The sequence below is a fragment of the Aequorivita sublithincola DSM 14238 genome (assembly GCF_000265385.1).
Classification (GTDB): domain Bacteria; phylum Bacteroidota; class Bacteroidia; order Flavobacteriales; family Flavobacteriaceae; genus Aequorivita; species Aequorivita sublithincola.
In genome coordinates this window covers 2,390,452-2,402,744 of record NC_018013.1, presented here as the reverse complement: position 1 = coordinate 2,402,744, position 12,293 = coordinate 2,390,452, and the positions used below count along the sequence as shown (strand labels likewise).

The 12,293-nt window shown below is 38.2% G+C and carries 10 protein-coding genes; 1 reads left to right on the top strand and 9 read right to left on the bottom strand.

The window, feature by feature from the left end:
* Positions 1–423: 423 nt before the first annotated feature.
* The 9 genes from AEQSU_RS16635 to AEQSU_RS10970 all read right to left on the bottom strand — a co-directional run bounded on the left by AEQSU_RS16635 (position 424) and on the right by AEQSU_RS10970 (position 9,991).
* Positions 424–570, bottom strand: a complete 147-nt coding sequence (locus AEQSU_RS16635; RefSeq protein WP_014782940.1) for a hypothetical protein — start codon at positions 568–570, stop codon at positions 424–426.
* 225 nt (positions 571–795) lie between these two features.
* Positions 796–1,692, bottom strand: coding sequence for a hypothetical protein (locus AEQSU_RS11005; RefSeq protein WP_014782939.1), 897 nt, complete (start codon positions 1,690–1,692; stop codon positions 796–798).
* 20 nt (positions 1,693–1,712) lie between these two features.
* The gene (locus AEQSU_RS11000; protein ID WP_014782938.1) at positions 1,713–2,603 is read right to left on the bottom strand and encodes a CUB domain-containing protein; all 891 of its coding nucleotides are present in this window, start codon (positions 2,601–2,603) and stop codon (positions 1,713–1,715) included.
* Between the two features lie 9 nt (positions 2,604–2,612).
* Positions 2,613–3,053 carry a hypothetical protein gene (locus tag AEQSU_RS10995; protein WP_014782937.1) on the bottom strand — a complete coding sequence of 147 codons (441 nt, stop codon included), beginning with the start codon at positions 3,051–3,053 and terminating at the stop codon, positions 2,613–2,615.
* 420 nt (positions 3,054–3,473) lie between these two features.
* Complete coding sequence (locus AEQSU_RS10990) at positions 3,474–4,457, bottom strand: SDR family oxidoreductase (protein ID WP_014782936.1); 984 nt, start codon at positions 4,455–4,457, stop codon at positions 3,474–3,476.
* Between the two features lie 220 nt (positions 4,458–4,677).
* Positions 4,678–5,964: a nucleotide sugar dehydrogenase gene (locus AEQSU_RS10985; RefSeq protein ID WP_042492440.1), complete on the bottom strand. Its 1,287-nt coding sequence runs from the start codon at positions 5,962–5,964 to the stop codon at positions 4,678–4,680.
* A gap of 413 nt (positions 5,965–6,377) precedes the next feature.
* Positions 6,378–6,668, bottom strand: coding sequence for a GIY-YIG nuclease family protein (locus AEQSU_RS10980; protein WP_014782934.1), 291 nt, complete (start codon positions 6,666–6,668; stop codon positions 6,378–6,380).
* Positions 6,669–6,721: 53 nt separating this feature from the next.
* The gene (locus tag AEQSU_RS17005; protein ID WP_014782933.1) at positions 6,722–9,190 is read right to left on the bottom strand and encodes an exopolysaccharide transport family protein; all 2,469 of its coding nucleotides are present in this window, start codon (positions 9,188–9,190) and stop codon (positions 6,722–6,724) included.
* A gap of 6 nt (positions 9,191–9,196) precedes the next feature.
* Complete coding sequence (locus AEQSU_RS10970) at positions 9,197–9,991, bottom strand: polysaccharide biosynthesis/export family protein (RefSeq protein ID WP_014782932.1); 795 nt, start codon at positions 9,989–9,991, stop codon at positions 9,197–9,199.
* 402 nt (positions 9,992–10,393) lie between these two features.
* Here AEQSU_RS10970 and AEQSU_RS10965 point away from each other — a divergent pair, with 402 nt between their 5' ends.
* Positions 10,394–12,265 (top strand): ABC-F family ATP-binding cassette domain-containing protein, encoded by a 1,872-nt coding sequence (locus tag AEQSU_RS10965; protein WP_014782931.1) that lies wholly within the window; start codon positions 10,394–10,396, stop codon positions 12,263–12,265.
* Positions 12,266–12,293 lie beyond the last annotated feature (28 nt).

Genomic DNA, 12,293 nt, shown 5'->3' with positions numbered 1-12,293 from the left:
GAAGTTGAGTATCGATTCAAGTTTTGCGGCATAATCAAGGGCATTTGCAGTTAGGGAATTTGAAAAAAAGATGGAAGAACTATAATAAGTATCTTAACTATGAAAAAACAGATGTATAGTTCTTATAGTATTATCAGTTATATTTGTATAACAATATCAGGATTTATTCTTTAACTTGAATAGTTATTTAAGGACAGGTCAACATATCATGCCACTCCAACGATACTCCCATGATACTTGCACCATGGTGGCACTTAGTTGCACTCTGCTAAAAAAGTGTGTCAAAATTCTTCGAAATCTACATTTTCTTTAACAGCTATAACCCCTATAAGGACAGGTAATAGTATTATTTTAAAATATCAAAATATGTTAACTCAAATAGATTTTAATACCAAATATACAAAGCAGTAAAAATATCTTAAATCATTTTGCACTACTTAATCCCAATTCCTCTTTTTGAAGAATATAATGCTGTAAGATGAAATGAATAATAACTGCCAAGCTTTCTTTAAGCAATTTGCCAATGCGAAGATTGTTTTCTTTTTGGTAGACTTCGGTTTTCAATTTCATTTATTATGTAATAGTTTTTTCTTGGTAACGAAGAAAGGAATTTTGAAACAATGGAAAAGTATGCATCGCATTTTTAAAAATGTTTTAGCAATAAGTATATGTAACACCATAGCGAAAATAAATTCGATAATTTTTACCTAAATACTCTTTAATAGATATACTAATAATTAATCAGCAGAAAGGTTAGAATAATTCAACAAAATTTGAATAATTTGGTATTTCTATTTAATCAAAGATTGTTATACTTCTATGCGAGTTATTTGGTAAACTTGTAGGAGCACAATCTAATCTATTAGGATTATTACCACCTCTACGCCAACGTATTTTTAATGTTGTGGATTCTCCTGGAGTAACTGTAACAGGATACATTGCTAATCTTGCATACCAAGGTGTTAACAATACTCCATAGTCTATATCTGTTGCAATTGTGGTAAAACCAGTTACATCTGTATTAATAATACCAACCGTTTTTCGTAACATAAAATCAGCATAACCTTGAGAATCAGCATTGACAGGAGCCGCCATACTTCCAGAGATGCTTATATTTACATAGACTATCGTACTTCTTGGAATAAAAGTAATGGACATATCACTGCCCATATCTGAAAAATTGTTAGAATTAGTAGATATATCCGTTTTACCACTATTATTATAAATCATTCCTTGCCCTGCCCTTTCTCCATCTACATGCCTTAATACAGTCCATCGTTCCAATGTCTTATTATATTGTAATGTAACTGTTGAGTAGATCCCTATTAAAACCAAATCAGATCCATTTGAACAGTAAATACTATTCGTACCCGCTCCGTCATTATCTACTAAGATCATTGAGTTAGAGGTCGTATTTACTAATGTAATAATTTGACCATCCACATCGGTAAGTGGTTGAATTGTATTTATCTCAAAATTGTTAACAGGTCCAGAAATATTAAAAAAAGTATAATTACCTCCTACGACAGCATTACTTCCGTCATTAAGAGACAGTGTGCTAGCATTAAGCGACAAATTGCCGTTAATATCAAGCATGGTTTGTGGATTATCTGTATTTACACCCACTTGAGCCATTAAGGAATAACTAACAGAAAATGAAAAATACCCAATAAATTTAAGAATCATATTCATTCTTTCTAAACTTAAAATAATTAATCAATAATAGTTAAATTTCTATGACTTCTTTGCCTATTGGTATTAACATTGTTTCTTAAAACTTTGGGAAGACCAGGATTACCATCTCGTAACCACTGTATACTTATTATAGTTTCAACTCCAGGTGTAACTTGAACAGGATACATGGTAAAACCAGTATTCCAAGCCGTATCGAGACTGTAACCTGAAGTTGGTGGCCCTGCAATAGAACTAGTAACTGATGCCTCCCATCCTGCACGCCTAGTATTAGTATCGGAAGTAAAAACAAATGTTAAAGCACCACTAGCGTCAGTAGAGGTAAATGTTTTACCCTGCGCAGAATATAGACCTGTTCCAGTATAGGCACCATTCGGGCAGGCATAATAATTATAATTTGATCCTGAAGAAAGAAGAGGGAAAGAAGCATTAGGACCATTATAAATCATTAATCCATCAAATGTAGACTCAGTATTAAAAAAAGAAAAGCTAACAGAGACTTTATCTGCGGGATTTACGGGATTATATGTTGATGTTATAGTTTCATTATCAAAGTAATTGCTGCTTTTTCCACCACTATCATAAAAAGCAATCCCTCCACTACCAGATACAGAAAAACTGCGGTCAGTAGCAATAGTTGTAGTACCTGCAATTTGGGTCGCTCCGTTCATCATTCTAAACGCGGCATATCCTTGGGCATCAGAATTACCACCTTTATCCATAGTTCCAGAAGCACTGAAATTTACATATACCATAGAACGTTTTGGTGTGAATGTTAAACTCATATCAGCCATAGAACTAAAACTAGATGAATCTGTATTTATATCAGTGTTTCCTGTAACTTTATAAATATTTCTACCAAAGCCTTCAGAACGCGCATAACCAACAACTACCCATCTTGATAAACTCAAATTATATTGCTAGGTAACTGTGGAGTTTCGACCTTCTAAATCCAGATCTGTAGCACCTGGAGAATAAATTCTTCTTTGTACTTCTGGGCTTGAACCTTGATCATGAACAATTGTCATTTTAAAGTTTGTAGTGTTGATTAAAGTCAATAACTGTCCATCCGCTGCTGAAACTCCATTCGGCGTAAGAAAGGTTAATATTTTAAAATTAGCCGTGGGCCCAGTAATTCTATATTGAGAATAGATTGGAGTTCCTAAATTTATATCTATGTTGTTATTGTTAATTAAGTTCAAAGCTACCCCTTCTCTTAACGATAAAGCCCCGTTTACATCTAAAGCGCTTTTAGGGTCTGTATTCCCAATCCCAACCTGCCCAAAACATGTAAACGAAAACAAAAACAGGAAACTAAAAAACGTAGGTATCCCTACTTTGGAGAAATAAGCTTTTTTCATAGAAAGAAAATAAGAAAACTATGACGTTAAGAAATTTAATAGTCCCACACTAAATTCCTAACAATCACAATTTAGAATTAATATTTGGTTTTATTTGTATCTGCGAAAAGTACAAAATATATTTTTAGTTTTAATATGTTTTTTTGGAGGTAGTTATTCTTCTTAGTATCTGGTCACCTCAATTGGTTTGATTTACTTTCAAATCTACATGTCGAGCTGAATAGTCAATGCAGAGAAGGAGCTGAAGGGTGCGACTGCAGCAATTTCATGAGAGGCGTTCTAAGGTTGATTGAAACTAGCTTCATGGGATTGCTTCTGCCTACGGCCTTGCAATGACGGTTTCGCAGTGACCTTGCAATGACGGGTTCGCAGTGGTCTGGCATTTAGAGTTTTGCATTGGCCTCGCAATGAATGTCGTGATTAAGCTTTGGTGAAATCTTTCCAGGTTAATTTTAAACCTTCCTTCACAGAGAACAAAGGATCATAACCCATAAGTGTTCTGGCCTTGTTAATATTAGCCAAAGAGTCGCGAACATCACCTTTACGTTCTGGGCCGTTGATTGCTTTCAATTCTTTTTCAGAAATACTTTGTAAATCACTCCAAAGTGTATTTAAACTTATCCTTTCGCCAAAAGCTACATTGAATACTTGGTTTACAGCTTCCTCTTTAGCAAAAAGAGCGCGCACATTTGCTTGAACGGCGTTTTGCACAAAGGTAAAATCGCGGGTCTGTTCGCCATCGCCATTTATCGTTGGGGCTTTTTCATCTTTCAGCGCTTGCATAAACAACGGGATTACCGCTGCATAAGCTCCCGTGGGACTTTGGTTAGGACCAAAAACGTTGAAGTAACGCAGGCCAATAGTCTGTGTGCCGTAGGTTTTGTAGAATACGTCGGCATAAAGTTCATTAACCAACTTAGTAACCGCATAGGGCGACAAAGGTTTCCCAATGGTATCTTCTACTTTGGGAAGGCTTGGGCTATCGCCATACGTAGAACTGGATGCCGCATAAACCAAGCGCTTAACGGTTTTACTTTCCTTTTGAGCGACAAGCATATTCAAAAAACCACCCACATTTACATCATTACTAGTAATAGGATCGTTAATAGAACGCGGCACAGAGCCCAAAGCAGCTTGATGCGAAACATAATCTATCCCGTCCATTGCTTTTTTGCAGATTTCCACATCACGAATATCGCCCTCCAAAAACTCAAAGCTCGGATTGTTTTGAAATGGCTCCAGGTTTTTCATAAAGCCAGTAGCCAAATTATCAAGTACACGTACTTTTTTGGCGTTGTTATTCAGTAAATAGGCAACAAGGTTAGAGCCAATAAACCCAGCCCCGCCGGTAACGAGAAAAGTGTGGTTTGAAAGGTTTGCGGTGTGGTATTTGGGTCTTTGCATTGTGATTTGGTGATTTGTTAATCCGTGATTTGTTAATTCGTGATTCGTTAATTCGTGACTTCGACTGCGCTCAGTATGACAGGTTTGTTAACCTACTGGCAGGCAGCTTCGAAAACTGTCATTGCGAGCGAAGCGACGCAATTGCTCCTTCGCAATGACGGTTTGTTAATTTTACTTTCGTCATTGCCAGTTCATCCAACCAGAAACCAGAAACTAAAAACTAAAGCCGTCCATCAATATCATTACGTCCAAAAAACGCCTTCACATCAAACACAACAGAAGGAGACGCTTTATACTTTTCTATATCAAATTTTAAAAACTCATTATGGCTTACTGCTAGGATTATAGCTTCATAATTATTTTTAAGTTGAGACTCTTCACTTAATAATCGGAGTCCAAACTCATGAGATACTTCGGTAACTTTTGCCCATGGATCATAAACATCTATATTGAGGTTATACGTGCGAAGAGCTTCAATAACATCTATCACTTTACTATTTCTGATATCAGGACAGTTTTCTTTAAAGGTGATTCCCAAGACCAGTACATGCCCATTTTTCACCTTACATTCCTTTTGAATCATCAGCTTTACAACTTCCTGAGCTACATAATTGCCCATACCGTCATTCATACGTCTTCCTGCTAAAATGATCTCTGGGTTGTAGCCTTCTTCTTGTGCTTTTTGAGCTAGATAATAAGGATCTACGCCTATACAATGTCCACCAACCAATCCTGGAGTAAACCTTAAAAAGTTCCATTTGGTTGCCGCAGCTTCCAAAACATCTTGGGTATCAATTTTTAGAAGTCTAAATATTTTTGAGAGTTCATTTACAAAAGCAATATTGATGTCGCGCTGTGAATTCTCTATTACTTTCGCTGCCTCAGCAACTTTTATAGAAGGAGCTAAATGCGTGCCTGCGGTTATAATTGAAGCATACAATTCATCTATATATTTTGCAGCTTCGGGCGTGGAGCCAGAAGTTACTTTTAGAATTTTGGTAACGGTATGCTCCTTATCTCCCGGGTTTATTCGCTCTGGGGAATAGCCCGCATAGAAATTTTTGTTGAAAGTTAATTTTGAGACTTCTTCTAAAATAGGAACACAAATATCTTCCGTTACCCCTGGATATACTGTGGATTCATAAATAACCACATCGCCTTCACTTAAATATTTCCCAACGGCTTCACTCGCTTTTTCTAGCGGAATCAAAACGGGTTGGTTATACTTGTTGGTCGGTGTTGGCACAGTAACGATATAAACAGTAGCATCTGCCAATTTTGAAGCATCATCGGTAACAAGAAGTCCCGAATTATCGGTTTGCTGCAATGCTTTTTTTAGTTCTTCGGAAGAAAGCTCTAGCGTATTGTCTGTGCCTTGTTGCAGCTCTGATATTCGTTTCGAATTGATATCATAACCAATTACTTTATACTTTTCTGCAAAAGCTGCGGCAAGCGGCAAGCCTACATAACCAAGACCGATTACTGCAATTGTTGGATTTTGTTTCATTTTTTGATGCTGTGGGTATTTTTGGTTTCTGTTATTTCTGTTGTTTGACCGAAACCAATCTATTTTTTGTGGCGGCAAAATTACGGTTTTTATTGGGAATAGTTCGAGGAAAAATTATTTTTGATTCCGTCATTGCGAAGGAGCGATCAAGTTGCTTTGATTCGCTCGCAATGACGCATTTGATTCAACGCACCGACAATGCGAAGGAGCGACGGATTGCTTCGTCCGCCTTCGGCGGCCTCGCAATGATGAACGCGACTGAAGCAATCTTATGCCGCGCGTTCCAAATGCAAATTGGAAGCCCACTTCATAAGATTGCTTCATCCGCCTACGGCGGATTCGCAATGACGGCTTTTTCATTACAAATGCGTCATTGCGAGCGCAGCGAAGCAATCACTCCTTCACAACGACGACTATTCATACCAACCCTCCGACAGATCTTTCCATTCAGGATTCATCTCATTGATAAGTTTTTCTTTGTTTTTTCTATTGCCAGCTTTTAGTTTCTTTTCAAAAGCAATAGCTTCAAGCATCGTGGGAAACTCTCTGTAAAAAACAAGTTTGTCACAATTATAGCGACTTGAGAACCCTTTGTAATATTTTTCTTTGTGTTGCTTAACGCGTTTAACAATATCTGAAGTAACTCCAGTGTAAATAACCTTGTTGTAAGTGTTTGTCGTTATGTAAGTATGTGGGACTTTCATAAGTTTACTTTGTTATGTCCTCAATGACGGTTTTGCAGTGGCCTCGCAACGACTTATTTCCTCTTTAAAGCCTTCCTCACCCTATCCAAAAACGAAGGCGCCTTAACATGTTCATGATACCCATTGCCATAATTCCCATATGCACCATAGCCATAGCCGTAACCGTAGCCATAACCGTAACCGTAGCCTCTACCGGACTTTTCCATATAATCGTTGAGAACGATACTTATGTGTTTTACTTCGCCAGTTTTATACTTTTCATTGACGAAAGTGAGCATGTTTTTATGAGTATAATTAAATCGAGCCATATAAAGCGTCGCGTCCACGTGTTTCATTAATTCCAAGGCATCAGAAACGAGGCCTAACGGTGGTGAGTCTAGAATAATGTAGTCGTAACGTTCTTTTAAAGAGTTTATAAGTTCGTCTAGCTTTTCACCTATAAGTAATTCTGAAGGGTTTGGAGGGATGGGACCAGAAGGAATAACGTCCAAATATTCAATTTCAGTTTTTTGAATAACAGCGTCTATATCGGCTTCATTGATTAAATAATTAACCACTCCCACGGAATTATTGATATTGAAATCCCCAAATATTTTAGGTTTCCGTAAATCAAGACCAACAAGCACCGTTTTCTTTTCACTTAAAGCAAAAACCGATGCCAAGTTAATGGAGCAAAACGTTTTTCCTTCACCACTAACGGAACTCGTAACAAGAACCGTCTTGGCGCCTTCTATCCCCTGTTTTTTATAGATGAATTGCAGACTGGAACGCAAAGCTCTAAAAGCTTCCGCAATGGCGGACTTCGGTTTAGTAAGAACCACTAAGTTCGTGTCTAAAGGATTTTTTCCTAGAATACCGAGCAATGGAATCGGGGTAATCCGCTCCAAATCCTTTACATTACTGATCTTCGTATCAAAAAACACACGAGCAAACACAAACAAAAATGGCAGAAAAAGTCCTAGAAGGCCAGCCATCATATAATTCAGTTGGGTATTGGGACCAATTTGCCCACCGCCCGTATCTTTTGCGGGATCAATAATCATAACATCGCTAACGTTGGCTGCTTTTACAAGTCCCGCTTCACTTCGTTTTGACAAGAAAAGATTGTAGGTACCCTGGCTAAGATTGTAGCGTCGCTCAATATTCAAAAGGTCTTGTTGCTCTTTGGGAAGTTTCCGTATTTCACCTTCGTTACGACCAATATTTTGGTTGATACTGCTAAGTTCTTGGTTTTTTAGACCTTTTGAAGAACGTATGTTTTCAAGTAAAACCCTTTTTACCGCATCGATCTGTCTATCAATATCACTAAAAATGGGCGCACCTTCCTTGTAGGTGTATTGTAATTTGTTGCGTTCCTCTGCCAAAGCCACGATTTTACCCACGCCACCCACGACGCTAGCTTCAGAAATACCAGCTACCGATGGTGCTGGCACATCCCTATAATCGGAACGGTTAATAAGGTAATCCTGCAAAGTATTGAAGTAATTAAGTTCGCGGCTAACGGCTTCTTTCCGCAGATCTAGCTCGTTTAATTTTGCATTTATTTCAGAACCTTCGGTTTCAAGATTGAAAATAGCATTCTTGTTTTTGAATTTGTTTAGCTCATCTTCAACTGTAGAAAGTTCCTCAGATTTCATTGCGAGACTGCTGTCAATAAACTTAATAGTTTTTGTAGCGAAAAGATTTTTACGCTCCAGCATATCTTCGCTTAACACTTGCACCGAAGTATTTAAATAATCCACCAAGCCAGACTTATTATTTCCAGTAAGCCTCATTTTTAAAACCGAAGAACCTTTACTTTCAGGATCAACGCGGATGTCTAAATACCTTTTAACAATGCCGTCATAATTTCTAAAAACAATATAATACGGAGTGCCTGGGTTTGCAATCACTTCCCGATTTGGCATAAAAGTACCACTAAAGAAAGGCAAGGTTATGGGCTGCCCTATTTTAAAATCTTTCGAAAACTCGCCAGCATCTACAAACTTGGTAGATTTTTCCTTTGAAGAATAATTTTGAAGTGCAATGTTTCCAGCTTCGGCAAAAGAAACACTCAAGTTGAAATTTACAGAATCTTTGAAAACCACTTTAATTTGTTGGTTTATCATTTGGGGTTTCGTGGTGTCCACTTCCACAAAAAACGGCGTTTGCTTGTAGGCATCCACCTGTTGATACTTCCCTTCACGCAGATACTCCATATAATACTGAAGTCGCTCCACTACTTTTTCATTGTGCGATCGCGACTGCAAGGTAATTACGGCTGTGTTTACTTTATCTGTAGTTCCGCCCCAATTAAACGTAAGGCTTGTATTACTGGTGAAGAAAGGGTTTTGATCGTCCTTGATGCTCACCATATTCTCCATTTGGTAAATAGGCTGCTTACGAACGTTGATATAGTAAGCAATTGAAAACGCAATAATTAGAGAAATCAGAAACAGCGGCCAATGCCGAAGAAGTTTAAAAAGAAAACCTTTAAAATCAAAGATAATATTGGTTTCGTTTATTTCGAATTCCTCGCTCATAGCTTTTTATAATCTTGTGAACAGTAAAATTGTGGTTACCAAAGCCGTGGCTATAGAAATGATGGTTGTGAACGATTGAAGCCCTGTGGTTCCAGTTCCCAGCGATTTTTGTGGGAGCGGGTTTATCAAAATCAAGTCGTTTGGTTTTACGTAATAATAAGGAGAATTCATTGCTTCTAGCTTCGTTAGGTCTATGTGATGCACCTTTTGTCCTGCAGGATATTGACGAATTATTACCACATCGCTCCTATCACCCGTAAGTTCAATATCACCGCTATTGGCTATGGCTTCCATAATACTAACTTGATCGCGGTAAATAATTTTTGAACCTGGACTGCCAATTTCGCCATTAATGGTATAACGGATTCCGGCAAGTTTCACGGTTACAAAAACGTTAGCTTCAGCTTTAAAATAATCCTTCAACAATCGTTCTTCTAGCTTTTCTCGAACCTCATCTACCGTATAACCCAAAACGTTCATATCTCCCATACTTGGAATGCGGATATTTCCGTGGTCGTCCACAACAAAACCGTCATAGTACAGACGTTCTTCGCCAGTGGCATTAGGGTTGGCATCGCTAATAGGGTTAAAAATCCCCACAGTTTCCTGATCCAAAGCCTTTACGCGAATGCTCAATAAATCATTTATTTGAAGTCTATAAGGCTCCTGTCTTTTCCGTAGTAGCGCCAAAGTATCTACACTGTTAGTATTTTCCTGCAAATAGGTAAGCTGTTTTGTGGTTACGCAGGAAGTGGCGCAGACTATTACAATCAAAAAGAATAATAAATACGAAAACTTCATAAAGCAGGCTTGATAGTGGACAAATATAAAGTAACGTATTTAATAATGAAACATTTCAATGTTCAATGTTTTTTGGTTTCTTGTTTCTGGTTTATGGTTTCTAGTTTCTTGTTTGTCCATGCAATGACAGCAATTAATTCAACAGGACCGTCATTGCGAAGGCGCGACCGGATTGCTTTGCTTCGCTAGCGATGACAAACGCGATTGAAGCAATCTTATGACGTGCGTTGCAAATGCAAATTGGAAGCCCTCTTTATAAAATTGCATCGTCCGTCTATGGCGGACTCGCAATGACGGCTTTTGTATCAACGAATCCCGAATTAACGAATTAACAAATTAACAAATCCCAAATTAACGAATCCTCATTCCCTATTTCACTACATTTGCCGAAAATATAAAATCGTGAATTACCTTTCAGTAGAAAACGTCTCCAAGTCCTTCGGGATGCGGGTTTTGTTTGAAAATATTTCCTTCGGAATTAACGAAGGACAAAAAATAGGCTTCGTAGCCAAAAATGGAACTGGCAAAACCTCGCTGCTCAATATAATTGCTGGCCTCGACAAAACCGATACTGGTAATGTTGTCTTTAGAAAAGGTTTGAAAATCGCCTATCTTCCGCAGGAACCAAACTTGGATCCAGCGCTAACTGTGGAGCAGACCATTTTTTCTTCAGACAATCCAATCCTGAAAATAATTGAAGCCTACGAACACGCCATTGAAAACCCAGACGACGCCGATGCATACCAAAAAGCATTCGACGCTATGGATGCGCATCACGCTTGGGATTTCGAAACTCGCTACAAACAAATTCTCTTTAAACTGAAAATGGAAGACCTGCACGCAAAGGTTTCCACACTAAGCGGCGGACAGAAAAAACGTTTGGCTCTTGCCAACGCGTTGCTTACCACTCCAGATTTGTTGATCATGGATGAGCCTACTAACCATCTTGATTTAGAAATGATTGAGTGGCTGGAGAATCTTTTTGCGAAGGAAAATTTCACCTTGTTTATGGTTACGCACGATCGTTATTTCTTGGAACGTGTTTGTAATGAAATTGTGGAACTAGATGAAGGGATTCTTTACAGTTACAAAGGAAATTACAGCTATTACCTTGAAAAACGTGACGCGAGAATAGAAACCGAAGCTACTGAGCTTGGAAAATCAAAGCAACTTTTCAAAAAAGAATTGGACTGGATGCGTCGCCAACCCAAAGCGCGAACCACAAAAAGTAAAAGTAGAATAGACGATTTCCACGAAATAAAAGACCGCGCCAGCAAACGTAGAAACGACCACGAAGTGCAACTGGAACTGAATATGGAGCGAATGGGCTCTAAGGTTGTAGAACTTCATAAAGTCTCAAAATCGTTTGGCGATAAAGTAATGTTAGATAAGTTTGAATATAACTTCAATCGTGGCGAACGTGTTGGGATTATCGGTAAAAACGGAACTGGAAAATCTACATTTTTAAATATACTTACTGGAGCTTTAAAACCAGATTCGGGTAAAGTGATTGTTGGTGAAACCGTTCATTTTGGTTATTACACCCAAGCTGGTATCAACATTAAAGACGGCCAGAAAGTGATTGATGTGATTCGCGAATACGGCGATTATATTCCGCTGAAAAAGGGAAGACAAATCTCTGCTTCTCAACTTTTGGAACGCTTCCTTTTCGACCCAAAAAAGCAATATGATTTTGTTGAAAAGCTAAGTGGCGGCGAACGCAAACGTCTTTATTTATGTACCGTTCTCATCAAAAACCCAAACTTTTTGATTCTCGATGAACCCACAAACGACCTTGATATTGTAACCTTAAATGTGTTGGAAAGCTTCCTTTTGGACTTTCCTGGCTGCTTATTAGTGGTTTCTCACGACAGGTATTTTATGGATAAAATCGTGGATCACCTTTTTGTTTTTAGAGGAGATGCTGAAGTGGAAGATTTCCCTGGAAACTATTCAGATTTTAGAACTTACGAAGACAGCAACGTTCAAGAAAAACGCGAGGCAAGTGAAGCCGCACCAAAAGTAAAAAAGGACTGGAAGCAACAAGATTCCACCCCTGCAAAGTTGAATTACAACGAACAAAAAGAATACAACAAACTGGAAAAAGAAATTGCCAACCTTGAAAAAAACCGCGAGGAACTTCAAAATAAGTTTGCAACAGAAAACTGGGACGGCGCCGAAATAGACAAACAATCCGTAAAACTTCAGGAGATAATTGATAAGATTGAATCCAAGGAAGAACGCTGGTTTGAGCTTTCTGCGAAAATGGAGTAATTTTGAATTCGGAATTCGGAATTCAGAA

Excerpts from the sequence above, each read along its gene's own strand:
- AEQSU_RS10980 (WP_014782934.1), bottom strand. The coding sequence starts at position 6,668 with ATGAAAGTCCCACATACTTACATAACGACAAACACTTACAACAAGGTT.
- AEQSU_RS10970 (WP_014782932.1), bottom strand. The coding sequence starts at position 9,991 with ATGAAGTTTTCGTATTTATTATTCTTTTTGATTGTAATAGTCTGCGCC.
- AEQSU_RS11005 (WP_014782939.1), bottom strand. The coding sequence starts at position 1,692 with ATGAATATGATTCTTAAATTTATTGGGTATTTTTCATTTTCTGTTAGT.
- AEQSU_RS10990 (WP_014782936.1), bottom strand. The coding sequence starts at position 4,457 with ATGCAAAGACCCAAATACCACACCGCAAACCTTTCAAACCACACTTTT.
- AEQSU_RS17005 (WP_014782933.1), bottom strand. The coding sequence starts at position 9,190 with ATGAGCGAGGAATTCGAAATAAACGAAACCAATATTATCTTTGATTTT.
- AEQSU_RS16635 (WP_014782940.1), bottom strand. The coding sequence starts at position 570 with ATGAAATTGAAAACCGAAGTCTACCAAAAAGAAAACAATCTTCGCATT.
- AEQSU_RS10985 (WP_042492440.1), bottom strand. The coding sequence starts at position 5,964 with ATGAAACAAAATCCAACAATTGCAGTAATCGGTCTTGGTTATGTAGGC.
- AEQSU_RS10995 (WP_014782937.1), bottom strand. The coding sequence starts at position 3,053 with ATGAAAAAAGCTTATTTCTCCAAAGTAGGGATACCTACGTTTTTTAGT.